We start from the raw sequence: 26,005 nt of genomic DNA, 5'->3' as shown, positions 1-26,005 counted from the left end.
TTTCATCCGAATCTGTGTATCTGCGGCATTCAACATACGCTGTTGCGCACGCATCCCGGCGTTGCAATCCGAGATTTCAAACATTGAATAACAGCCGCTGATTCGCTGATGGTCTGATCCGTCGATCCTGTTCCCAAATCTGCGTATCTGCGGCATCCAAAATACGCTGCTGCGCACGCATCCCGGCGTTGCAATCCGAGATTTCAAACATTGAATAACAGCCGCTGATTCGCTGATGGTCTGATCCGTCGATCCTGTTCCCAAATCTGTGTATCTGCGGCATCCAACATACGCTGCTGCGCACGCATCACGCCATCGCAATCCGAGATCAGACACTGAATAACAGCCGCTGATTCGCTGATGGTCTGATCCGTCAATCATATTCCCAAATCTGCGTATCTGCGGCATTCAACATACGCCGCTGCGCACGCATCACGGCGTTGCAATCCGAGATTTCAAACACTGAATAACAGCCGCTGATTCGCTGATGACCCAATCCATCGATCATATTCCCAAATCTGTGTATCTGCGGCATCCAACATACGCTGCTGCGCACGCATCACGCCATCGCAATCCGAGATCAAACATTGAATAACAGCCGCTGATTCGCTGATGGTCTGATTCGTCGATCCTGTTCCCAAATCTGCGTATCTGCGGCATCCAAAACCTTGATAATAACAGGAACATCAGCTGCCGCTGTTTTTCATATTCAGTGATTTTACCTTATCTTTGTTCTTTAATGAAGCTTTCCACCAAACATTTATTGGGTATCAAGGACCTTACCAAAGGTGACATTTCCCTTTTTTTAGATACAGCAGCTCAGTTTAAAGAAGTATTACAACGGCCGGTAAAAAAAGTACCGTCTTTACGGGATGTGACGATCGTAAACCTGTTTTACGAAAACTCAACCCGCACGCGCATTTCATTTGAACTGGCCGAAAAACGGTTATCGGCCGACACGATCAATTTCACCGCTTCCGGCTCTTCCGTATCCAAAGGCGAAACCCTCCTGGATACCGTAAATAATATTCTTTCCATGAAGGTGGATATGGTGGTGATGCGGCATAGCGCTACCGGCGCACCGCATTTTCTGTCGCAGCATATTCCTGCCGCCATCGTAAATGCGGGCGACGGGATCAACGAGCATCCTACGCAGGGTTTGCTCGATGCTTTTTCCATCCGGGAAAAGATCGGCACGCTCAATGGAACCAAGGTGGCCATTATCGGTGATATTATGCACAGCCGGGTGGCCATGAGCAATATGTACCTGCTTACCAAGATGGGCGCAAAGGTTACGGTTTGCGGTCCGCCTACCCTGGTGCCCAAATATATTGAAGAAGCCTTTGGTGTAACTGTTAACTATAATTTGCAGGAAACACTCAACTGGTGCGATGTGGCCAACGTACTGCGCATCCAGCTGGAACGGCAGAACCAGGTACTTTTTTCATCGCTTCGCGAATACAACCTCTCATACGGCATTAGCCGGAAACTGCTGGAAAACCTGAAAAAGGACGTGGTGATCATGCACCCCGGCCCTATTAACCGGGGCGTGGAGCTGGATAGCGATGTGGCGGATTCAGGACAGTCAATTATTTTGCAGCAGGTAGAAAATGGCGTAGCGGTAAGGATGGCTGTGTTATATTTGCTTTCCAACAAAAATCAATAACAGCGTATACAACCTGGCGTTATGTCAAGAATCTGTTTATTTCCCGGGACCTTTGATCCCATTACACTCGGACATGTAGACATTATCAACAGGGCGCTTCCTTTGTTTGATAAGATCATTGTGGGTATTGGTATCAATACCTCAAAAAGTCCGATGTTCAGCCCCGAAAAGCGCCTGAGCTGGATAAAGGGCATTTATCCGGACAGTTCGCGCATCGAAGGTGCCATTTACGAAGGGCTTACCGTTAACTTCTGTAAGGAAATCGGCGCCCACTTTATTTTACGCGGCATCCGGTATGTAAGCGATTTTGAATATGAGAAAACCATTGCAGATGCCAACCGTACCCTGGACCCTACCATTGAAACCGTATTTTTAACCGGGGAGCCTAAATATACTTCGGTGGCATCTACGATCGTACGGGACATTATCAAGAACAACGGCGATGCCAGTCCGTTTCTTCCGGAGGCGGTTTATACATCTTTGAAAGACTAAACGACGCAAACACCCCATTTTTCCCAGCACATTTTACGGCCGCCTGCTTTCCGGTAAAGGACCGTTATATCCATCAAGCCCCTTAAACAGTCCGGCCCAAACCGGAAGTTGTAGTGCAGGGATGGCTGCCAGAAACGGCACCGGGCTTCCAGACAAAAAAAACCGCACCCGCAAAAACGCTGCAAGCAATACATATGCCGGCAAAAACAACAAACCGCAAAGGGCGTCATATTTTTGCACCCCTTGCGGTTAAAAATGTTAAGATCCATCACGCCATAGCAAATGCGCTTGTCCGGAGAAGCAGCTTTAAGGCCCTTAATTTCCCCAGAGATTATCGCTGTAGTCCCCTTTCGCAATCAGGTCATTTAACTGTTGCTGTACAGCAGGAGCATCTTCTTTATAAGTAACACCAAACCAGGGTGCATCCGTTTTAATCACTTTTACCACGCCCCCTTCCTTAATAAAATGATCCACTACCGCCGGGATCAGGAATTCTGACTTCGGAACCGTTAGATATTCTTTAATAAATTCCCGGAACTGCTCTTCGTACAATTTGTAAATAGACGGGTGAAAACACCAGAAGTTCATTGAAACGGTGGTGTCCTTTGAAAGTTCTTTTGGTTCCAGGCCGTCATCTGAAACTACCACATCCCCGCTCGCCGCAATATTATACCGTTCTACCACACTTTGCAGGTTTCCCTTCGCATCCAGACCGCAAACCCCGCGGTTCACCGTGCCGTGGTCGGATAACGTGTTCATGATATTATAGCCCACAACCGCATAGGTTTGCTCATCCACGCCGGTGGTTAAAAATTCAGCGGCTTTTTTAAAAGCATCGGCTCCATAAAAATCATCCGCGTTAATAACGGCAAATGGCTCTTTTACCACGGTTTGTGTACTTAATACCGCATGGCCGGTTCCCCAGGGTTTGGTACGCTCCGCAGGAATAGTGGCTCCGTCCAGGTACATATCCAGTTCCTGGAAGGCAAACTCATAGTTTACCTTACCATCCAGTTTTGAGGCAAACAGCTCCCTGAAATTGGCTTCAAACTGCTTGCGGATCAAAAACACAATTTTTCCAAATCCTGCTTTGATGGCATCTGCGATCGAATAATCCATAATGGTTTCTCCGGAAGGGCCAAAAGCCTCTACCTGTTTCATACTTCCATAACGGGATGCCATACCGGCGGCTAAAATCACTAAAGTTGGTTTCATTCAATTTTTTTTTCGTATTCTATCGGGTTGTAATCGTTCCTTAACGAGATTTCAAAAATAGGTAAATTAGCCGTCCGATGTATCGGATTGGACACATCGATTAAAAAGCAATGGAAGCAATTCAGGAAGATTTAGTCACTTTGGATCCCGTACCCTGGCTGAGCAATGCCACAACCCGCGTGCATGTACTCCGGCTGGACCGGGTTCACCCGCTGATTAGCGGTAATAAATGGTATAAACTGCGGTTTTACCTGGAAACGGCAAAGGCTCAAGGCCAAAATATAATCACTTTTGGCGGTGCTTATTCCAACCATTTGCTGGCCACCGCTGCTGCCTGCCGGCTGGAGGGGATCCGTTGCGCCGGCATTATCCGTGGGGAAGCCCCTCCAACTTATTCGCCCACACTAAAAGATGCGGCTTCAATGGGCATGGAGCTCCATTTTATAACACGGGAGGCCTACCGGCAAAAACAGGTGCCGGCATCCTTTTCTGAAGCGAACTGGCTTATTGTTCCGGAAGGGGGCTATGGCATATACGGTATGCAGGGAGCCGCCACTATTCCTGTTAGCCCCGGTGCATTTGATCATATCTGCTGTGCCACCGGCACGGGTACCATGATGGCCGGATTGCTGCAATCGGCTCCCGGAACGACCGCCATTACCGGCTTCAGTGCTTTAAAAAACCATCAAAGCCTGCCGCAGGAGATCGACCGGCTGCTGGCGCCCGCAGCACGCCCTTATACCATCCGTCATGATTTTCACTTTGGGGGGTATGCAAAGTATACGCCAGAGCTGATCCGTTTTATGAATGAACTGTATGACCATACCGGCATCCCCACAGATTTCGTATACACCGCCAAACTCTTTTATGGCGTGAGGGCCCTGCTGGAGCAGGCACCGGAGTATAGCGGGAACCTGCTGGTGATCCACAGCGGCGGCTTGCAGGGCAACCGCTCGCTGCCAAAAGGAACGTTAATTTTTTAGGGATTCGGGCCAGCAATCCTATCTTTGTTTGAATCAAAAACAGAAGATACCGCGCACAGGATATGAAAAAAATAGCATTGTTACTTTTGATCGGATCTGTAATCAGTAATTTTTCATTTGGCCAGGAAGACCTCCCCAAAGATTTTTCTGTAATCAAAGTAGGCAAACGGGTAATTGTGTCCTGGACGCATAATTTTCCTTCCGTAAAGATGATCTCGGTGCAGCGCTCCTATGACAGTACCCGGTATTTTCAGTCCATCGGTGCCCCCCCCGATCCCAATTTAAAAGACAACGGGGTTTCCGACCCCAATCCACCCAACGACAGTATGTATTACCGGGTATATGTATTGCTGGACGGCAGCCGTTATGCGATGACCAAGGCCAAACGCCCGATGGTTGATACTTCCGGGTTTGCCGTAGCGCCCAATGATGTCAATGTAAATAACAAACCGGCAACCCAAACAACCGATTTTCTCCCCTCAGGATTTATCCAGTCGCGGTATGTTTTTATGACCCCGGACCGGTATATCCGTGTAGAACTGCCGATGGACTCCCGCAAGTATGATCTCAAATTTTTTACAGAAACCAATCAGCCCCTGCTGGAGTTAAAAGATCTCAAGGAGAAGCGGTTTAAACTCGATCGCTCCTATTTTTATAAAGCAGGGTATGTCAATTTTGAGCTCTATGCAGACGGAAAGATCCTCGAAAAGTATAAAATCTTCCTGCCGAAGGATTTTTAGGATTTAGTTACCGGCAGTCCGTTGGCAGCGGTCAGTAATTGACAACAAAAGCCGGCAGAGGGAGACTGAAATTAACATTTCGAGCCTGTCATCCTGTCATACAACCAACAGATTTACCTATCTTTGCGATTTCAAATGAACGAGTACAGTATGTTAGACCTAGCTACAACAAAGGTGCATGATGAGGCACGCCAGGGAGAGCAGTTTGCCCCTTTTACAAACGACCCTAATAGCTACGGGAAGCGATTTTACATTGAAAGCTATGGTTGTCAGATGAATTTTGCGGATAGCGAGGTGGTAGCTTCCATTTTAAATAAAGAAGGATTTGGTGCAACGCGCAATGTGGAGGAGGCGGATCTTATTTTTGTAAATACCTGCTCCATCCGCGAAAAGGCCGAACAAACCGTTCGCAAACGCCTGACGGATTTTAAAAGATTAAAGAGCGGGAAACCCGGTACCCTTATTGGTGTGCTGGGCTGTATGGCGGAACGCCTGAAGTCGAAATTCCTGGAAGAAGAAAAACTGGTAGACATTGTGGTAGGACCGGATGCGTACCGTAGTTTGCCGCGCCTGATCGACGAGGCCAACGATGGGCAAAAAAGTGTAAACGTACTGCTGAGCCGGGAAGAGACCTATGCCGATATTGCCCCCGTGCGACTCAACAGCAACGGCGTTAGTGCCTTTGTAAGCATTATGCGGGGTTGTAATAACATGTGCTCCTTTTGTGTAGTGCCTTTTACCAGGGGAAGAGAGCGCAGCCGGGACGCAGCCAGTATCATTGGCGAATGCCGTGATCTTTTTGAGCAGGGCTATAAGGAAGTAACCCTGCTGGGTCAAAACGTAGACTCTTATCATTATATTCCCAAAGAAGGAATGGAGGCCGATGCCGTAAGCTTTGCCAGCCTGCTGGAACAGGTGGCACAGATCTCCCCCGAATTACGGGTACGGTTTTCCACTTCGCACCCTAAAGATATTACGGACGATGTATTGCATACGATGGCAGCTTACGAAAACATCTGTAAATGCATTCACCTTCCGGTACAGAGCGGGTCTACGCGCGTATTGCAGCTGATGAACCGTACCTATACCCGCGAATGGTATATGAAGAAGGTAGACCGCATCCGGGAAATCCTTCCGGACTGCAGCATTACGTCCGATATCATTGCCGGTTTTTGTACAGAAACCGACGAAGACCATCAGGACACGCTTTCCATTATGGATTATAGCAACTATGTATACGGGTATATGTTTTATTACAGTGAGCGCCCGGGTACACTGGCCCAGCGCCGCTACCAGGACGATGTACCCTTGGAACTGAAAAAGAAACGGCTGCAGGAGATCATCGAAAAACAGAACCAGCTTTCGTTGAATGACTATAAAAAAGATGTAGGACAAACCTACAAGGTACTGATCGATGGCGACAGCAAGCGCAGCAGTGAACAGTGGGTGGGCCGTACCTCCCAGAACAAGGTAGTAATCTTTCCCAAACAGGAAAATGCGGAACATAAAAAAGGAGATTATGTACAGGTAACGATCAGCGATTGCACCCAGGCTACTTTGTTTGGAGCAATTGTATAGCTGATAAAAAAGCGGAGCGCTGTAGTTGCAGGATAACAGCAGGTGTTTTTGCAGACCGGTTTCTTTATATCGCTGCCGGATTAAACCTGTTGCAGTAGAAGACATCACGGCTGTTCTTTTCAGGATGTACATATTTCTCGAAAAATAAAAAAAACCGCTTAAAAAACTGAGTATATCAGGTGGTTAAGCAATTTTGAATAACTGATCCATGGATTTACAATCAATAAAGAACCGCTTTAATATCATAGGAAATTCTCCGGAATTGAACTATGCATTGCAGGTGGCCGTACAGGTAGCCAACACGGACCTTACCGTGTTGATCATTGGGGAAAGTGGTGTGGGTAAAGAGGCCTTCTCTTCCATCATCCACTCGCTTTCATCCAGGAAACACAACCCTTTCATTGCGGTGAACTGCGGCGCCATACCCGAAGGCACGATCGACTCCGAACTGTTCGGGCATGAAAAGGGGTCCTTCACCGGAGCGGTAGATGCCCGTAAAGGATATTTTGAAACCGTGAACGGTGGTACCATCTTCCTGGACGAGATCGGGGAAATGCCCCTGGGCACCCAGGCCCGGCTGTTGCGGGTGCTGGAAGCCGGTGAATATATCCGTGTAGGTTCCAGTAAGGTGCAGAAAACGGATGTGCGCGTTATTGCCGCTACCAATAAGGACCTGCTGAGGCTGGTGGAGCAAAATAAATTCCGGGAAGACCTTTACTACCGTTTGAGCACGGTTCCCATCCGGGTACCTTCCCTTTCGGCACGGAAAGAGGACATTGTATTGCTTTTCCGGAAATTTGCAGCAGACTTTGCCGATAAATACAAAACCCAATCGGTACAGCTGGATGAAGATGCCAAGAATTTGCTGCTGGAATATCCCTGGCCCGGCAATATCCGGGAATTAAAAAACATTGCGGAGCAGATATCCGTTTTATCCGAAAACAAACAGATCACGGCCAAGGCACTCAGCCGCTACCTGCAGCCCTACTCCAACAACCGCCTGCCGGCCCTATCACCGGCTCAGCATCAGAATGAATTTCAAAACGAGCGGGAGATCCTTTATAAACTCTTTTTCGATATGAAAAAAGATGTAAACGAGCTCAAGCGTATGTTCCTGGAGGTACTGCAGAACCCATCCGTTGCCGCACAGAATGCATCACTCATTAATGAACTGAAGGATCTCAATAACGGGCATGACTCGGGGTATCTTCCGGCACCTGCCACCACCTATCAGCCGGTACAGCTCACCATGCCGCAAGCATCTGCCAGCCCCATGATCGTGGATAATACCATTGATGAGCACGAGGAAGTAGACGAGAGTCTCAACATCATGGAAAAAGAAAAAGAACTAATCATTAAAGCGCTGAAAAAACATAAGGGAAAAAGAAAAGATGCCTCTCTCGACCTAGGCATCAGTGAACGTACGCTATACAGAAAATTAAAAGAATATGATATTGAAGAATTATAAGGCCTTGTTGGCGGTACTGGCCGTATCAGCAGTGCTGGTGCTGGCATTTGCCCAAACCGGCTGTGGTGTTTATAAATTTAAAGATGTAAGTATCCCCGATAGCGTTAAAGTGGTTCGGGTAGGCATTATCCAAAACAAGGCAGCCTATGTAAATCCCCAGCTGGCTCCGGAACTTACAGAACGGCTGAAACAGAAGATCGTAAGCCAAACCCGTATGAAGCAAACGAATGGGGATGATGCCGATTGGGACATCAATTGCACCATTACTTCCTACTCTTTTGCCACTTCGGGTATTTCCAACCAGCGGGCCAATACCAACCGTTTAAACGTGGGGGTACATATCGATGTACGGGATAATCATTCCCAGCAAACCAAGAAGTACGATGTTACCCGCAGTTTTGATTATGATGGTTCATTGGCCCTGCAGCAGGCAGAACAGGGACTTAAAACAGAAATGCTGCGGAGCCTTTCCGACGATATCTTTAACCGGATATTCTCTAACTGGTAAACAGTAGCTGGCGAGGCAGGACCGGGTCCTGTAAGCATTATCCAATTTTCAGCAGATCCCTAACGCTTGGCCCGGGTAAATCCGTGCAGCAGTCAACAATCACACACCATGAATCATTTTATTAATGCTATTGCTTTTGCGGCTTTTCCCGATCAGGGGCATCCCCTGCCGGTGGCCGATCTAAAGAAGCTGGTGCAGCAATACCCCTATGCATCTGCCCTGCAGTTGCTGCTGGCGGCCCGCTTAAAAGAAACCGGCGACGAAGGGTTCGGAAACCAGTGGCAGAAAACCCTGCTTTATTTTAAAGATCCGCTGTTACTGCAATACCAGTTCTTTTCGGGATATAAACCCGGACCGGAGCAACCGCTGGCCGATCCGGAAAGTGCACCGGTTGAAGAATCCGGGAACGAAGCCCCGGAAGCACCGCTCGCCATCCCGGGTTTAAAACTGGAGCCCATCGATACGGCCAAGGCGGGTTTATTATTTACGCCTTATTATACCGTAGATTATTTTGCCTCCCAGGGGATCAAATTGAACGACGAAAGCGGCACCGGCGATCAGTTCGAGCGTCAGTTAAAGAGCTTTACTTCCTGGCTGAAGGACATGCGCCGCCTCCCCGATGCCACTGCGGGAGTACGCCTCAACGCTAGAAATGAGGCCGTTATCGAAAAAATGGCGGAAAAATCGCTTCACGGCGAAAACGAAGAAACCGCTGCCATGGCTGAAGTTTGGGCCAAACAAGGCAATAAAGCAAAGGCCATTGAGATTTACCAAAAATTAAGTTTGCTAAATCCCTCTAAAAGAGCTTATTTTGCAGCGAAAATCGAACATTTAAAGAAATAATTCATGTTAACAACTCTATTCGTAATATTGATCATTCTGGCCTGTGTTATTCTGAGCTTTATCGTGTTGATCCAAAACCCGAAAGGTGGCGGTTTAGCCGGAACCTTCGGAGGTGTAAGCAGCCAGTTCATGGGTGTAAAACAAACCAATGATGTACTGGAAAAAGGTACCTGGATCTTTGCAGCCGTGATCGGTCTCCTGTGCTTATTTTCAACATTCTTTGTTTCCGGCACAAAAACGAGTGGCACCACCAACGGAAGATTGCAGGATGTAAGCACACAACCGGTTCAACAGACACAGCCCCAGGCAACACCTGCGGTTCCCTTTAACAGCGGTACGCAACAACAACCTGTCCAGCAGGCTCCTAAAGCAGATTCCGGGAAATAAGGTTTCCCTTACTTAAAATATTCAGATCCCGGCAGTATTGCCGGGATTTTTTTTCCGGCTACCGGCTATTTTTTTAATACGGCCGTCTTCAAATGACACCTGCCGGCGGACCAATAAACGCAGTTATACGGGAAAACGAAGTACACGGTGCCCCTGCAGCAAAACAGCTGCTGATCAATGGTGGAGTGCAACTGTTGCGGATTGCGCCCCGGGCAGTGTCTGCAGATCATTAACCTGCGCTGCACGTCCTGCCGGCCTTTCTTCCCGGTCAATCGCAGGGCGTCAAAATAATTTTTGCCTGTTGGAAAGCTGCAGCGCACGCCGATCTTATACATAATCCACTGTAAAAACAATGAAGGTGCCGCGCACCGGCAGCTCAGGTTTACGCGGCACTGCGCATATGGTTACGGCCACACTCCTGGTCATTTTTATTTGATCCGCTATAGCAGTAACCGGCCTGTCTATCTGAACAATATAAACGCAATGATCAGGGTGATGATTACATTGAACAATTGGGCGATGAGGAATGCCCATAGCGGCTTCCGGCTGTTGTTCTTAAAAAGATCGGCAAACCGGGTTTCAAGCCCGATGCTGGTAAATGCCAGTCCGAACCACAGGCCCTGCAAACTCTTTAACCCGTTTTTTACGGAAGCATTCACTTCGGGGGTAACCACAAACGAAAACAGCAGCGAGGCGCCGATAAATCCCAGGATAAATTTGGGAAACCGCTGCCAGATCAGGCGCAGCGTGGGTTTTTCCTTGCTGCCGGTAGCCGTGCTCTTGGAATAGGTCCAGTAAACCGAGATCGCAAAGGCGGCGATCCCCAGCAATACATTCTGCGAAAACTTCACGATCGTACTGATCTTCAGCGCTTCCTCACCCACCAGGGAGCCGGAAGCCACAACAGCACCCGAAGTATCAATGCTGCCCCCCAGCCAGGCGCCGGTTACCCGTTCCGGGAAGTGGAAATAATTTGCGATCACGGGCATAAAGATCATCATCGGCACTGCAGTAACCAATACCATTGAAATCACGTACGACAATTTCTTCGAATCGCCCTTAATGGCTCCGGAAGTGGCAATGGCTGCCGATACGCCGCAAATGGAAACCGCACTGGAGATCATCATCGTCAGATCATCATCCACCTTCATCTTCCGGCAAAGCCAGAAAGCAAAATACCACACAGACAATACTACAACCAGGGCCTGTACCAGCCCCAGACCTCCCGCCTTCATTACATCCGAAAAAATAACCGAACATCCCAGGAGTACCAGCCCGATCTTTACATACAATTCTGCGTTCAATACTTCCCGGAACCATTCCGGCAATTTAAAGCAGTTACCAATGATTAAGCCGAGGGCAAGACTGAAGATAACCGCTTCCAGGTTCAGCTCTTTCATGATGCTGTTTCCGGCCAGTACGAGGGCCACCTGCGTAATTATAAAGATCACTAAAAATACCAGGATGGTATTCTTAACCGGCTTCCCTGTAAGTGCTGCGGCCAGCGCCGCTACGGGCGTTACAATGAGTAATTGTTTTCCGATATAGGTGAGATTGGTAACCGATAAAACCGTTGACACCAGTTCGCCGCCGTTTTTCCAGGAATAAACCGGAACGGGAATCACCAACCCCGAAAGGGCTAAAAGAATGATTAAACCACCCAGTACTACAATTGCCCAATCTTCATGCATCCATGCTTTCTTCATGTTACAACTACTTTTTTTTAAAATCTAAAGGGATGGCCTGCGGGTACTCCATGACACCGTCCAGCCCGCGCCTCTTACACTATCGTCTTTGCTTTTATAAACCCTCAGGTTTTATTTGGATATGATGGTGCTTTGCACCATTACTCTTTGAATTTCATTCCCAGGTTATACATGGTAAATGCCCATATATCAGCCGCCTCTTCAATCACCTTATTGGTGGGTTTACCGGCTCCATGACCGGCATTGGTTTCAATGCGGATCAGCACCGGGTTGGGGCCTTTATGATACTCCTGCAAACGTGCTGCAAATTTAAAGGAATGTGCCGGCACCACACGGTCGTCATGATCACCGGTGGTAATCAGCGTTGCGGGATAACTTACCCCTTTTTTAAGGTTATGATAGGGCGAATAGCGGTACAGATAAGGAAAATAGGTAGCAGAATCGGCGCTGCCGTATTCAACTGTCCAGCCCCATCCTACGGTAAACTTCTGAAACCGCAGCATGTCAAGCACCCCTACCTGGGGAATCGCTACTTTAAACAGGTCCGGGCGCTGGGTCATTACGGCGCCCACCAGCAACCCACCATTACTGCCGCCGCGTACCGCTGTTTTGTTTTTATTGGTGTATTTTTCTGCAATCAGGAATTCTGTTGCAGCAATAAAATCATTGAATACATTTTGCTTGTTCAGCAACATGCCGGCCTTATGCCAGGCTTCCCCGTATTCGCTGCCGCCTCTCAGGTTTACCACTGCATAAATACCGCCCTGCTCTACAAAAAAGGCGTTGCTTACACTAAAGCCCGGTGTCATGGGAATATTAAACCCGCCATACCCATACAGAAGCACGGGATTGTTGCCGTCTTTTTTTAATCCCTTTTTATAGGTTAGGAACATCGGCACCCTTGCGCCATCCTTACTTTTAAAAAATACCTGCTCGGTAACCAGGTCGTCCGTTTTCAAACGCAGTTCCGTTTTGCGGTATAATGTAGAAGCGCCCGAGACAATATCATACTGGTAAATGGCCGCCGGTGTGGCAAAGGAGCTGTAGGTATAATAAAAGGTCTTGTCTTCCCGGTCCGCTCCAAAACCGCCTGCCGTGCCAATCCCGGGCAATTCGATATCCCGGATCTTCCGGCCATCAAAATCATACTCGATGATCTTTGAGGATGCATCCTTCAGGTAACTGGCAAAAAGATGACCGCCTGCGGTACCTACCCCCTGCAATGCCTCCCGCTGCTCCGGTATAACGGTTTTCCAGTTTTCCCTTGCCGGCTGCTGCGGATCAATCGCCACCACCCGGTAGTTGGGCGCTTTATAGTTGGTATTCACCAGCAGCAGCCCGCCCTTGTTTTCGATCACAGACGATTCCGTATCAAAACCTTTTACCAGTAATGAAAAATCCTGTTGGCCCGTATTCGAAAGGTCCCGGTACCAGAGCTCGCCGCCGCTGGTACCTTCCGTAACATTCAGGATCAGGAAACGCTGATCTTCTGTAAGCCCTACCCTAAAATACCGCAGGGGATGCTCCTTATCCTGGTACACAAGCATATCTTCTTTTTGTGAAGTACCCAACCGGTGGTAAAACACTTTCTGAAATTCGTTCTTCTTGCTCAGTTTCGATTTTTCATCCGGTTCATCGTAGGCGCTGTAATAAAAACCTTCATTACCCTTCCATGCCGCACCACCGAATTTGGTCCAGTTAATTTTATCGGTGAGCAATGTTTTGGTTGCTGCATTCATCACAAAAATTTCGCTCCAGTCGCTGCCGGCCTTTGATACCGCATAGGCGCACAATGTGCCATCCTTTGTAAACGACAGTCCGCTGAGTGCCGCAATACCTTCGCTGCTTAAGGTATTGGGATCTATAAACACTTCCGGAACTCCATTAAGATCCCTGGTGCGGTACAGCACCGCCTGGTTCTGCAAACCATCATTCTTATAAAAATAATAGTAAGGCCCTTTTTTAAACGGTGCCCCAAACTTGGGATAATTCCATAAAGACTCCAGCCGGCTCTTTATTTTTTCCCGGTAAGGAATACCGGAAAGATAGGCGTCCGTAACCTTGTTCTGGGCCTGTACCCAGGCTTTGGTTGCCGCGCTGTTATCATCTTCCAGCCACCGGTAGGGATCGGTTACCTTGGTTCCGAAATAGTCGTCCGTAACAGCCTCCTTTTGTGTTACGGGATATTGTAGCTGCGCCATGGTTTTCATCGTCAGTAAAACAAACGGGAGATAAAAAAGTTTTTTCATAAACACGCATTTGAATAAAGATAGCAATTGGCAAACATCCGGCAAGAATTGTTTTTCAAATACGTCAGGCCTCTCCGGCTTTCTCTTTGGTAACCCAAAACTCAACCAGGGTGCCTTTACCGCATCCCGTGGAGATGCGGATGCCTGCGTTCATCTTCTGCGCCCGGGCCCGCATATTCTTTACCCCGTTGCGGTCGGTAAGCTTGTCCGGGTCGAACCCGATCCCGTTATCCTTTACGGAAAAAAAGATCACGGTTTCTTCATTACGGGCGATGATGGAGGCCTCCGTACATTTTGAGTATTTCACCAGGTTATTTACCGATTCCTTTACGATAAGAAAGATATTTCTCCGGGTGTCCATCGGCAACGGGATCTCGGAAATGGATTCCGGAAAATCAATTTGAAATTGTATACCCTTCGACTGGAACATCGGCACCGCATATTCCCGGATATGCTGGCACAGGTTGCTGAATTTATCATTTGAGGGTTTTACCAGCCAGATAATATCATCCAGCGCATCCAGCGTGTCTTTGGCATTTGCTTCTATCTTGGTGAGTAATTCTTCCTTGTTGGTTCCGGAGGTCCGGAGCAGCTCACTGAAAATATGAATGCTGCTTAGGGTTGAGCCCATATCGTCATGCAGATCGGAGGCGATCTGCGAGCGGATCTCCAGCTCCTGGCTCAATCGCTTATTGCGCTCCAGCAACCGGTAGCGCAGGTAGTATAAGATACCGGAGGTTAAGATCAGCAGGAACAACACCAATGCGCCGAAAAGAAAAATACGGTCGTTCTTCCGGTTGGTTTCCAGGAAAACGATCCGGGCCTGCTCCTTCTCTGTATCATAGATGGCTTCCATCTGCCGCACATGGCGGTTGTTGCTTTCCGTTACGATACTGTCGCTGTATTGCTTAAACAATTTGCTGTAAAATAATGCAGAGTCGAGGTGCGCGGTCATTTCGTTCAGCTTCATCAATCCCTCGTAAGCGCTCTTGGTCTCCGTCATTGTGCCAATGCGGCTGGAAATGGCCAGGGCATTAAAGAACATGGCCTTTGCCGGGTTGTATTGATGCAGTAACAGGTAGGCATTTCCCAGGTTGTTATAATTATTGGCACTGTAAAGGCCGTCACCGAGGGTATCGGTGATGTGCTTTGCCTTTTCGAACAAGGCGATCGCTTCCGAAACGCGGCTTTGTTTCTTGAGTACATTGCCAATCGAATTATAGCAGATTGCAAGTCCCTTATGATTATTGATCTGTTTATTATAAAACAGGGATTGTTTGTAATAGCTGTCGGCAGAGTCCAGTTTTCCCATGTATTCATAGGCCTCGCCGATGTTATTGTAGTTCATAGCCATGCCCAGCATATTGTTCGCCTTCTGGGCAATGGGCAGGCTCTTCCGGAAATACGTGATCGCATCATTATAGTTGCCCAGCACAATATGAATGTTTCCGATGCTGTTTAAGGCCACGCTGGCACTGTAATCGTCGCCCACTTTTTCTGCAAGCCGCAGCGCTTCCATATGATAGGTGAGCGCCTTGCCGTTTTCATCCAGGCGCCGGTAAACCACCCCGATATTATTGGTTGCATGAATTTCTGTTTGTACATCTCCTGTTTTCCGGGCCAGTTCCCGGCTATCTTTATGATTGGCCAATGCCAGTGCATACCGGGAAAAATCCCGGTTATAAACCCCGTATGCATCCAGTAGCCGGGCTTCGCCATCCATATATGCAAGCCGGTTTACGAGGTTAAAGCCGATCTTAAACAGCGTATCAACCGAATCGTTCTTCCGGTGCCTTGCGGCAAATGCGATGATGGAATCCACCTTCGCCTTACTATCCGGTGCCCGCAGCAACTCCTGCGCCTCCCTGCCCGTCACAACCGCACGTTGTGCCAAAACCGGAACCAGCGCAAACAGAACCCCTGCTATTAAAAGCAAACCATAGGAACGAACCGCTTTCATGTTTTTGTTAGGGAAAATTTCGGACAACGTTTTCTCAAATCCGCAGCTTAAAATTACAAAACTTTAAGCAGAAACTGGTGCAAAAACAACACCCGCATCGTGTTTGCTGCTTTGAGATCCGCACGCAGCCCGGGATGACTAAAAAAAAGGACGCACCATGCCGGACGTCCTTTTCAAACAGGTTTATATTTTTTCTATTTTAAAAGCGCCAGTGCCTTTTTAATACGGCTCCACCCCTCTTCAATTTTCTCCAGGCTGTTGGCAAATGAAAAGCGTACGCAATTGGGCTCACCAAAAGCAGCTCCCATAACGGAAGACACATGCGCCTTATTGAGGATATACATGCAAAGATCCGCAGAATTGGTAACCGTGGTTTCGCCATCCGACGTTCCAAAATACGCACTCATATCCGGGAATATATAAAAAGCGCCATCGGGTTCTGTACAGGTAATGCCTGGTATATCGCTGATCAGCTCCATCACCCGTTGCTTACGGCGGGTAAACTCTTTGGTCATCTCTATAGAAGGCGCCAGATCGGCAGTAAGGGCCGTAACCGTTGCTTTTTGTGCAATAGTATTGGTACCGCTGGTAATTTGTCCCTGCAGTTTTTCCATGCCCTTGGCAATTTCTACGGTAGAAGCCGTATAACCAATACGCCATCCCGTCATGGCAAATCCTTTTGCCAATCCGTTCACGATGATCACACGGTCTTTGATTTCATCAAACTGCGCAATGCTTTCATGTTTGCCCACGTAGTTGATGTATTCATAGATCTCATCGGAGATGATATAGATCTGGGGATGCTTTTTAAATACTTCTACCAGGCTGGCCAGCTCATCTTTAGTGTAAACAGCCCCGGAAGGATTACAGGGAGAAGAGAACAGGAAGGCCTTGGTATTCGGCGTAATGGCCTTTTCCAGGTCAGCCGCAGTAATCTTCAGTTTCTGTTCTACCGTGGTTCTGATTTCCACCACTTTTCCACGGGCGATCTTTACCAGCTCGGAATAGGTTACCCAATACGGAGTGGGAATGATCACTTCTTCACCATCATCTACCAATGCAAGGATCACATTGGCCAGACTTTGCTTGGCGCCGGTGGAGATCACGATCTGCTCCGGCTTGTAATCCAGGTTATTGTCTCTTTTCAGTTTGGCACAAACGGCTTCCCGTGCATCCGGGAAACCCGCAACCGGAGAATAGTGGCTCCAGTTATCATTAATGGCCTTAATAGCAGCCTCTTTAATGTGCTCGGGCGTATCAAAATCGGGCTCACCCAGGCTCAGATCGATCACATCGATCCCCTGGGCCCTCAGTTCACGGCCTAATTTGGCCATTTTCAGCGTTTCAGGTTCACTAAACCGCTGTAAAAGAGAAGATAACGACATTTTAAACGTTTATGATTGATTTTTAAACAAATTCAGGCAAATTTAGGGGTTAGAAAGACAGCTTCGAACTTAAAATCTTAAAAAATCGAAATATTCTATAAAATCCGCCCTTAAATAAAAATTTCTACAGTATAAAATCCATTTATAAAACCAAATCCACTATATGTCTATAAACCTTATCTTTGCCCCCTTTAAATTTAAAGAGGAACCAAAGATTAAATTAACAAATACGTATGCAACTCAAAGGACTGGTTAGATTTTTTACAATCTTACTCATTATCTACTCACTCTACCAGCTGTCATTTACATGGTTTGTACGCAACCACGAAAAGAAATTGGAGACGATTGCGCATAATTATGTAAATGCAAATCACCAGACTGCTGCCCAGAAATTCCCCTCCAGTAAAGATTCCCAGGAGGTGTACCAGGAAACCCTGAACCAGATTTACAACGATCGCCTGACCCGCTTAAAAGACAGCACCAAAGACGAAACCATTACTTATGGAATTACCGGTGCCATCAGCTACCAGAAAGCGAAAGAAGAAGAATTAAACCTGGGTCTTGATCTCCAGGGGGGTATGAACGTTACCATGGAAGTAGAGATGAACGGATTGCTGCAGACCCTGGCCAACAATTCAAAAGACCCGAGCTTCTTAAAGGCACTGGATAATGCCGACAAGCGCAAGGGGAACAGCGATGCCAACTTTATTACGCTCTTTGTAGAAGAGTTTAAAAAATTAAATCCGAATACGCCGCTGGCATCCCTGTTTGCCACCGCAAACCGCGAGAATATAAAAGTTACCGACAATGATGCCAAGGTAACCCGGTTTTTGCAGGACCAGGCTAAAGCAGCCTTTGATAATACCGCCCGCCTGATCACTACCCGTATCGATAAGTTCGGGGTGGCACAGCCCAGCATCAACCCGGATCCTGCCAAACAGATCATTTCTGTAGAGCTGCCCGGTGTGCAGGATAAAGAGCGGGTACGTAAAAACCTGCAGGCTTCGGCCAACCTTCAGTTCTGGGAAGTATACAATATTTCCGAATTATGGTCCAACCTTCAGAAAGCGGATGAAATCTATTATGCGCAGAATGCCGGTAAAGCCGTAAAAGACAGTACGGTGAAGGCAGACTCGGCCAGCGTTGCTGCCGGAGGCGTAGCTAAAGCAGATTCCACAAAAACAACGACCACCGATACCAACAAACTGCAGAACCAGTTATCAGAACTGGCTAAAGCCGATAAAAATGTTGCGAAAACCGCGGATGCCGCCGCAGATCAGCAGCAGGAAATGAAAAAGCATATCTGGGGTACATTGGTTCCCCCGGTAGATCAAAAAGGTCAGCTGGCTGATATGGGCATCATCGGACAGGTAAATATTAAAGATACTGCTGCGGTGCGTGCCATGCTTACAGCACCGGCGATCCGCTCCCAGTTTCCTTCAGAGATTGCCTGGATGTATGGAATGCCGGAAAAAATAGGTAATAAGAAAAGCAATATGGTAGCGCTTTATGCCATCAAAACAAACGGACGTGATAAAGCGAAACTGGAAGGAGAACATGTAACCAATGCAGGTGCCGATTACGACCAGTCGGGCAAAACCAATGTTTCACTGGAAATGGATGCCATCGGCAGCCGCGTATGGGCCGATATGACCCGTGCCAATAAGGGCAAGCATATTGCCATTGTGGTCGACAACCAGGTGTATTCCGCACCGGTTGTAAACGATGTAATTGAAGGAGGCCGCTCCAGCATCTCCGGAAATTTCAGCGCAGAAGAAGCAAAAGATCTTGCCAATATTCTTAAAATTGGTAAGTTACCGGCTCCTGCCAAGATCGTATCGGATGAAACCGTTGGACCTACCCTCGGAGAAGCAGCCATCAAAGGCGGTTTAATGTCCTTTACCATCTCCTTTATCGTGATCTTCATCCTGATGCTGATCTATTATAATACCAGCGGATGGGTAGCCAATATCGCCCTGATCCTGAACCTGCTGTTTACTGTTGGTGTACTGGCCGGGTTAGGTGCTACACTTACAGCACCGGGTATTGCGGGTCTGGTATTAACCATCGGTATGGCCGTAGATAGTAACGTAATTATCTATGAACGGATTAAGGAGGAACTCACCAAAGGGAAAAGTTATATCTCCGCAATCAATGACGGTTACAGCCGCTCCCTTGCGCCGGTACTGGATGGTCACGTAACTACTCTGATCACCGCATTTATTCTTTATTACTTTGGGTTAGGACCGGTGAAAGGTTTTGCAACCACCCAGATCCTGGGATTGTTGCTCTCCCTGTTCTGCGGTATCCTGGTAAGCCGTTGGGTAACCGACTGGTTCACCAATAAAAACCACCACCTGAAATACTTTACAGGACTGAGCCGGAGCATCTTCAAGCACAGCGCCTTTAAATTTATCGAGTTCCGGAAAGTAGCTTACATCATTTCAGTAGTGATCCTCCTGTTATCCATTGGTACTATATTCCACGGGTTCGACTATGGTGTGGAGTTCAACGGAGGACGTTCTTACCGGATCGACTTTGGTAAAAAAGTAGATGTAGAAAAAGTACGTGATGATGTAAAAGCCGCTTTTGATAATGAGAATCCATTCATCAAAACCGTAGGTGATGCCAGTGCGCTGGATATTACCACCTCTTACCTGATCACAGATCCCAACACAACAAAAGCAGATTCCATCGTATCACATAAGCTGTTTGGAGGTTTGAAGAATCACCTGCCGCAGGGTACTACCTATGAGCAGTTTGACACCCAGTATAAAATGGGTACCAAAAAGGTGCTGCCAACGATCTCCGACGACCTGAAGAGAGGTGCAGTAACTGCCACCGTGCTGGCGATACTGGCCATCTTTGTGTACATCTTCCTGCGTTTCCGCGACTGGAGGTATTCACTGGGAACCATCTTCTCGCTGTTGCACGATGCCTTGGTAACACTGATCGTATTCTCCTATGCGAGGGATTGGGTACCCTTCCCGCTTGAAATTGACCAGCATTTTATTGCGGCCATTCTTACGGTAATCGGGTTCTCCATGAATGATACGGTGGTGGTATTTGACCGGATCCGTGAAGACGGAAAACTGTACCCGAATATGGATCAGAAAACATTGGTGAATAAAGCCATTAACGATACCTTAAGCCGAACCATTATGACCTCCTTTACCGTATTTGTAACGGTATTGATCCTGTTCATATTTGGCGGAGAGGCCGTTAGAGGATTTGCCTTCGCGATGTTGATTGGTGTGGTAACCGGGGTTTACTCTTCTATCTTTGTGGCGGCACCGGTACTGGTGGATCTGAGAGGTGGATTAAGAAAAAGTAAAACAGGCTCCGCTGTAAAAGTGCAGCCGGAACACCACTAAGAAAGATTTACTAAATTCTAAGTGATAGAGGGGCTACCGCTGGTAGCCCCTTTTTTTATGCAGCAGTGATACAACGTACCGGTTGGCTGATCCGCATGACCAATGATTTTCTGGATGCCGCTCCGCATACGCCGCCTCCCATCTTTTAACAGCAGCTGGTCTTCCCCGAAAAGAATAAATACGATCCATCATTAATTGTAACCTCAATGTAATAAAAAGCAGTTGTGCTTTCTTTTTCCCGATCGCGTAAACAAACCTTTTTTTTGTAAAATAGATTTGCGCCTCTTTAACGCAGATCTAATATGAAACAGAAGTACGCTTTATTATCAATGTTCCTTTTTTTGGCCGTTGCGCCCCTTTTTGCCCAATCCGGAAAAATACAGGGTTTTGTTACCACCTCCGATGGAAAGCCGGCCCCCTATATCACCATCACCGTTGAGGGCACACAGCATGCCGTGCAGAGTGATGACCGGGGATACTATGAAATCAAAAATATAAAACCGGGATCCTGGACCCTGCTGCTCTCCGCTGCCGAAACCACCAACCAGCAAAAAAGCATCACCCTCACAAAAGGAGCAACGCTTAAGGTCGATTTTGTAATTAACGAAACGGCACAACAGCTGGACGCCGTATTGGTAAACGCACATAAGAGCATCGAACACGCTTCGGTAAGTTTGCGCCTGAAAACTCCATTACTTGAAACGCCGCAAAACATACAGGTGATCGACCAGGCCACCCTTGCACAACAACAGGTGATCAGTATGAGCGACGGGCTGGTACGAAATGTAAGCGGCGCCACACGGGTGGAGCACTGGGGCGACCTTTATGCGAACATCACCACGCGCGGATCCCAGATACAGGCGTTCCGCAACGGCTTTAACGTAGTGGCGTCCTACTGGGGGCCGCTAACAGAGGATATGAGCTTTGTGGACCGCGTGGAATTTGTAAAAGGTCCTGCCGGGTTTATGCTGGCCAATGGTGATCCCAGCGGCTTATACAATATCGTTACTAAAAAACCAACGGGTACCACCAAAGGGGCCATCGATCTTACGCTTGGCAGCTTCGATCTGTACCGGGGCAGCCTCGACCTTGACGGATCGCTTAGCAAAGACAAAAAAGTATTATACCGGTTGAACATGGCAGCACAGAACCGCGGTTCACACCGTGATTTTGAATACAACAACCGGTATGTGCTGGCACCCGTGATCTCTTACCAGCTCGACCCAAACACCAAGGTAACACTGGAGTACAATGGTCAGTTTGCAAAGATGACCGAAGTAGGATCTTATTATATCTTTTCTAAATCCGGGTATGGTACTTATCCGCGCAACCTCAGCTTTACCAATCCCGGCCTGCCGCCCACCCGCATCAATGACCAAAGCGGATACCTTACGTTCGAGCATGCATTTAATACCAACTGGAAGATTACCGCACAAGGTGCTTATTTTAACTACAACCAGACAGGTATGAGTTCCTGGCCATCCATGATGGATTCCACCACCGGTCACCTCATCCGCAATATCGGCATCTGGGATGCGAAAAGCAATATGGCGCTGGGTCAGGTTTTCTTAAACGGGGAATTCCATACCGGCAGTATACGGCACCGGGTACTGGCAGGTGTAGATGCCGCCAATAAAAAATACTATGCAGACTGGGGCCAATCGCATGATCTGGATTCCATGGGAGCCTTGTTTGATCCCACACATCCGGATTATGGCACCCCGGTAAACGGCTACCCGGAATTTGACCGCAGCAAACCGCTGGAAGAACGGGCAGTAGCAGCAGGAGGCATTCAAACGCAGCGGTATTCCAGTGTATACATACAGGATGAACTAGCCTTCTTCCACGACCGGTTGCGATGGACCCTTGCCGGCCGCTATACCGATGTAAGCCAGATTTACGGAACGGGTACCGATTATTCGAAAGCCCGGCATTTTACCCCCCGGACCGGACTGAGCTATTCCATTAATAAGAACCTGGCGGTATACGGCCTGTACGACCAGGCATTTATTCCGCAATCGGGCACACTCAGCAATGGCGGTAAAATAAAGCCCATTACCGGCAGCAACATGGAACTGGGCATTAAGAAAAGCTGGTTGCACGACCGGTGGCAGACCACACTGTCTGTATACCGTATCTTAAAGCAGAACGAGCTAACCGCCGATCCGGATGCACCCAATCCCAATCAGCCCACCAGTATCGTGCTCGGAGAAAAAGTGGCCCGGGGCGTTGAATTCGATATCCGAGGTATCATTCTTCCCGGCTTTACCGCCATCGCTAACTACGCGTTCACAGAAAGTATGATCACCAAAGTGGCGGCCGGGGCAGCCGGTAGTTATACCGTAGGCGAGATCGTACCCGGCTATGCAAAACATACTTCCAACGCCTGGCTTTCTTATGAGCTGCAGGAAGGAGCACTACAGGGCTTGGGCATCTCGGGAGGATTTACGTCGCTGATCGACCGGCACACCGGCTGGTCTACACAGGGCCAACAATTACCGGATTATTTCAAGTTGGATGCCGGATTATTTTACACCCGGAACCGGTACCGTTTTACCTTAAACCTGTTTAATGTTCTTAACAGCTATCTGTACACCGGCTCCTATTACGAACTGCCTGCTGTGTATGGCGACTGGAGCTCGGTAAAACCAGCCTATTATTACCAAACAGAACCACCACGCAACCTCCGGTTCAGCGTCAGTTACCGCTTCTGACCCATTCTTCCATACAGAACGCTGCGGCCACATAGTGTAAAAACGGTGGGCCGCAGTTTTCATTTCTCCCCTTTACCGGCCTTTCTTATCTTTGAACTCCTTCACGATTCTTCAAACAGCATCATATGAAAAAAAGTTTCCTTGCCCTGTTGTCTTTTTTTGTTTGCATGGCTTTAGCAGCACAGACTGCCCGCAAGGGGTTTGAGCTGGTCAACCGTCCCGGTCAAAAGCAGGTAGACGTTGTATATAACGGGCGCTTACTTACGGCCTATTGTTATACAGACAGTATCGCCAAGCCCTTTCTGTACCCGGTAAATACACTCGGAGGTATTACGGTTACCCGAGGATTTCCGGTAAAACCCATTCCCGGTGAAAGCACCGATCATCCACATCATGTAGGCATCTGGATGAATTATGAATCCGTAAATGGCATCGACTTCTGGAACAATTCATCGGCGATTCCCGCTGCAAAAAAAGCACACTACGGCACCATCATACACCAAAAGATCCGCAAACAGTCGGCATCCGGAAACAAGGCCACGCTTCAGGTTACCGCTACATGGGTCAACCAGGCGCAGGATACTTTTTTGGATGAGCAAACGACCTATTTCTTTGAAGTAATGCATAACCGGTTCTCCATTACCCGCAAAACCATGCTTACCGCCCGGCAGCAACCGGTTGTATTCAAAGATGTAAAGGATGGTTTCTTTGCCATAAGGCTTGCAAAAGAACTGGAAATGCCTTCTGCAACATCCAAATCATTTACAGATGATAAAGGGAATATAACAACCGTTGCGGCATCGGGTCCGGGCATTCCTACGGGTATGTATTATGCATCCAATGGAAAAACCGGCGATGCCGTATGGAGCAGCCAGGGTACCTGGGCAATGCTAAAAGGGAAAAAAGACGGAGCCCCCATCACCATTGCGATGTTTGACCACCCCTCCAATACCGGCTACCCTACGTACTGGCATGCACGCGGGTATGGCCTGTTTGCCCTCAACCCGCTGGGCAGGGCTGTTTTCAGCAACGGAAGCGATTCATTAAACCTGGTATTGCCGCCGGGCCGGTCCAAAACCTTTACCTACCGCATTGTGGTTGCACAACAGGCACTAACCATCCCGGAGGCCAACGAAATGGAGGCGGCGTTTAAACAATCACATTATTAACTCCCATCAGGGTGCCGCTTCAAACCGGAAGAGCTGCGCATCGCTTCCATTCCACGACCAGGACCGGATGTCGGCACCCGGCGTGGGATCGCCATTGGCCAGGTCCATTACGTTGCCGCTGGCTTTTGCTAAAATCCGATACCAGCCACCACCGGCATCTTCAATCCGCCAGAGCTGACAGTCATTATTCAGCTGGTCCCAAACCTGTATATTGGTACCCACAGCCAGTTTGCAGGCATCCAGGTCCAGCGATTTATGATTGGGCTGCTGGGAAATGATCTTGTAAAATCCGTTCCCCTGGTAAGTGAGTGCCCAGCGTTGTCCGTTACAGTTGGTGCGCGTCCAGGTACGTACATCCGCATTACCGGTGCCACAGGCAGGAATATCGAGGTACAGTCCCTGACCCGAACTGGTGTTCACCTTTGAACGGATGGCATAGATGCCGTTGGCAACGGGAGTGGGACTGGTACAAGGCGCTGACCCGGTAATTCCAATAACGCCGGAGGTAGTAATATTCACCGGCATAATATTGCCGGCGGCATCAAAGAACATCCGGTCGATTGCTACCTGCCGCTCATTCACATTGGTACTGGTTCTGCGATGATACACAAAATAATATTCACTGCTGCAGCCCGGTCTGGTGATCACCGCATTATGCCCCGGACCAAGGATATTGCCATTGGGAGCTGTAATGCGTCCTTTAACGGTCCAGGGCCCCATGGGTGATGTGGCAGTGGCATATTCTACATGATAATCGTTGTTGCGATAGTCGTTTACAGAATACATCAGGTAATAGATCCCATTGCGTTTGATCACATAAGGCGCTTCAAAATAATTGGAGGGCTTGGCATTGCTCCGGGTACCGGTGAGCGACACCATATCACTGTTCAGTTTCTGGATGTTCAGCGTGGTATTGCCCCAGTACAGGTATGCCTGCCCGTCTGTGTCAATAAAGGCCATGGGGTCAATCGGATCCGTACCCAGCCCGGTCGCCAGTGGCGCACCGATATCCGTAAAAGGGCCGGTAGGGCTTGCGCCCACAGCCACTCCTATCTTTTTGCTGGCCGTAAAATAAAAATAATACTGCCCGTTGCGCGCCACTACGCAAGGCGCCCAGCCATCGGCATGCGACCAGCTAACATTGTTTAAATTAAATACCACGCCATCATCTACCCAGTTCAGCAGATCGGCTGATGAGTAAGCATGAAATTCGTTTACAGTAGGGCCATTGGCCGTGGTATAAATATAATAGCGGCCGTTGGCATACAGGATGTCCGGGTCTGCTGTAAATGGAGGCAATATCGGGTTTCCGCTCATCAGGTCCAGGGCGGCAAGCGTAGCTGCAGAAGATGTGCCCTGCTTTGCGGTGGTATTTGCCGGAATCACCATTGCCGGTTCCTGCTGCCGGGAACAGGAATAAAAAACCAGGGACGCTACCAGTGCCCCCAGTATAAGCGAACAGATTTGTTTTTTCATACGCGATAATTTAATCGTTTAAGCAACTATTGGATACAAGATACGAATAAAAAAAGAGAATACACACCATTCGTTTCATTGAAACTTCAGGG

Annotated in this window: 18 protein-coding genes; 12 read left to right on the top strand and 6 right to left on the bottom strand. The window is 48.3% G+C overall.

What is annotated here, in order from left to right:
• Positions 1-739: 739 nt before the first annotated feature.
• Both LQ567_RS00385 and coaD read left to right on the top strand, forming a co-directional pair.
• Positions 740-1,666, top strand: coding sequence for an aspartate carbamoyltransferase catalytic subunit (locus tag LQ567_RS00385; protein WP_231002008.1), 927 nt, complete (start codon positions 740-742; stop codon positions 1,664-1,666).
• A 21-nt stretch (positions 1,667-1,687) separates the two neighbouring features.
• On the top strand, positions 1,688-2,158 hold the full coding sequence (coaD, locus tag LQ567_RS00380) for a pantetheine-phosphate adenylyltransferase (RefSeq protein ID WP_231002006.1): 471 nt from the start codon (positions 1,688-1,690) through the stop codon (positions 2,156-2,158).
• Between the two features lie 315 nt (positions 2,159-2,473).
• On the opposite strand, the gene LQ567_RS00375 is transcribed toward coaD, so the two are convergent.
• Positions 2,474-3,373, bottom strand: a complete 900-nt coding sequence (locus LQ567_RS00375; RefSeq protein WP_231002004.1) for a sugar phosphate nucleotidyltransferase — start codon at positions 3,371-3,373, stop codon at positions 2,474-2,476.
• A 110-nt stretch (positions 3,374-3,483) separates the two neighbouring features.
• Between LQ567_RS00375 and LQ567_RS00370 the strand changes: the two genes are divergently transcribed.
• The 7 genes from LQ567_RS00370 to secG all read left to right on the top strand — a co-directional run bounded on the left by LQ567_RS00370 (position 3,484) and on the right by secG (position 9,880).
• On the top strand, positions 3,484-4,356 hold the full coding sequence (locus tag LQ567_RS00370; RefSeq protein WP_231002002.1) for a 1-aminocyclopropane-1-carboxylate deaminase/D-cysteine desulfhydrase: 873 nt from the start codon (positions 3,484-3,486) through the stop codon (positions 4,354-4,356).
• 62 nt (positions 4,357-4,418) lie between these two features.
• Positions 4,419-5,096, top strand: coding sequence for a hypothetical protein (locus LQ567_RS00365; protein ID WP_231002001.1), 678 nt, complete (start codon positions 4,419-4,421; stop codon positions 5,094-5,096).
• 150 nt (positions 5,097-5,246) lie between these two features.
• Positions 5,247-6,674 carry a tRNA (N6-isopentenyl adenosine(37)-C2)-methylthiotransferase MiaB gene (gene miaB / locus LQ567_RS00360; protein WP_231001999.1) on the top strand — a complete coding sequence of 476 codons (1,428 nt, stop codon included), beginning with the start codon at positions 5,247-5,249 and terminating at the stop codon, positions 6,672-6,674.
• Positions 6,675-6,882: 208 nt separating this feature from the next.
• Positions 6,883-8,142 (top strand): sigma-54 interaction domain-containing protein, encoded by a 1,260-nt coding sequence (locus tag LQ567_RS00355; RefSeq protein ID WP_231001997.1) that lies wholly within the window; start codon positions 6,883-6,885, stop codon positions 8,140-8,142.
• Positions 8,123-8,650 carry an LPS assembly lipoprotein LptE gene (lptE, locus tag LQ567_RS00350; protein WP_231001995.1) on the top strand — a complete coding sequence of 176 codons (528 nt, stop codon included), beginning with the start codon at positions 8,123-8,125 and terminating at the stop codon, positions 8,648-8,650. Before LQ567_RS00355 ends, lptE begins: the two co-directional genes overlap by 20 nt.
• Before the next feature lie 108 nt (positions 8,651-8,758).
• Positions 8,759-9,493, top strand: coding sequence for a hypothetical protein (locus LQ567_RS00345; RefSeq protein WP_231001994.1), 735 nt, complete (start codon positions 8,759-8,761; stop codon positions 9,491-9,493).
• Positions 9,494-9,496: 3 nt separating this feature from the next.
• Positions 9,497-9,880: a preprotein translocase subunit SecG gene (gene secG / locus LQ567_RS00340; protein ID WP_231001993.1), complete on the top strand. Its 384-nt coding sequence runs from the start codon at positions 9,497-9,499 to the stop codon at positions 9,878-9,880.
• Positions 9,881-10,341: 461 nt separating this feature from the next.
• On the opposite strand, the gene LQ567_RS00335 is transcribed toward secG, so the two are convergent.
• From LQ567_RS00335 to LQ567_RS00320, 4 genes are all read right to left on the bottom strand, one after another.
• Positions 10,342-11,586: a YeiH family protein gene (locus tag LQ567_RS00335; protein WP_231001990.1), complete on the bottom strand. Its 1,245-nt coding sequence runs from the start codon at positions 11,584-11,586 to the stop codon at positions 10,342-10,344.
• Between the two features lie 140 nt (positions 11,587-11,726).
• Positions 11,727-13,835 carry a prolyl oligopeptidase family serine peptidase gene (locus LQ567_RS00330; protein WP_231001989.1) on the bottom strand — a complete coding sequence of 703 codons (2,109 nt, stop codon included), beginning with the start codon at positions 13,833-13,835 and terminating at the stop codon, positions 11,727-11,729.
• Positions 13,836-13,899: 64 nt separating this feature from the next.
• Positions 13,900-15,795, bottom strand: coding sequence for a tetratricopeptide repeat-containing sensor histidine kinase (locus tag LQ567_RS00325; protein ID WP_231001987.1), 1,896 nt, complete (start codon positions 15,793-15,795; stop codon positions 13,900-13,902).
• A 194-nt stretch (positions 15,796-15,989) separates the two neighbouring features.
• A complete protein-coding gene (locus LQ567_RS00320) occupies positions 15,990-17,180 on the bottom strand; it encodes a pyridoxal phosphate-dependent aminotransferase (protein ID WP_231001986.1) in 1,191 nt (396 codons plus the stop codon).
• A gap of 233 nt (positions 17,181-17,413) precedes the next feature.
• On the opposite strand from LQ567_RS00320, the gene secDF reads away from it, so the two are divergent.
• The 3 genes from secDF (at position 17,414) to LQ567_RS00305 (ending at position 24,437) form a co-directional block, all read left to right on the top strand.
• Positions 17,414-20,554 (top strand): protein translocase subunit SecDF, encoded by a 3,141-nt coding sequence (gene secDF, locus LQ567_RS00315; RefSeq protein ID WP_231001984.1) that lies wholly within the window; start codon positions 17,414-17,416, stop codon positions 20,552-20,554.
• A 302-nt stretch (positions 20,555-20,856) separates the two neighbouring features.
• Positions 20,857-23,268 (top strand): TonB-dependent receptor, encoded by a 2,412-nt coding sequence (locus tag LQ567_RS00310; RefSeq protein WP_231001983.1) that lies wholly within the window; start codon positions 20,857-20,859, stop codon positions 23,266-23,268.
• Positions 23,269-23,393: 125 nt separating this feature from the next.
• Entirely contained in the window at positions 23,394-24,437 is a 1,044-nt protein-coding gene (locus LQ567_RS00305; RefSeq protein WP_231001981.1) for a DUF6807 domain-containing protein, read from the top strand.
• 6 nt (positions 24,438-24,443) lie between these two features.
• On the opposite strand, the gene LQ567_RS00300 is transcribed toward LQ567_RS00305, so the two are convergent.
• Positions 24,444-25,913, bottom strand: a complete 1,470-nt coding sequence (locus tag LQ567_RS00300) for a family 43 glycosylhydrolase (RefSeq protein WP_231001979.1) — start codon at positions 25,911-25,913, stop codon at positions 24,444-24,446.
• Between the last annotated feature and the right edge of the window lie 92 nt (positions 25,914-26,005).

It is taken from the genome of Niabella pedocola (assembly GCF_021044425.1).
Lineage (GTDB): Bacteria > Bacteroidota > Bacteroidia > Chitinophagales > Chitinophagaceae > Niabella > Niabella pedocola.
The sequence above is the reverse complement of the archived record's forward strand: the minus strand, read 5'-3'. Positions and strand labels throughout refer to the sequence as shown.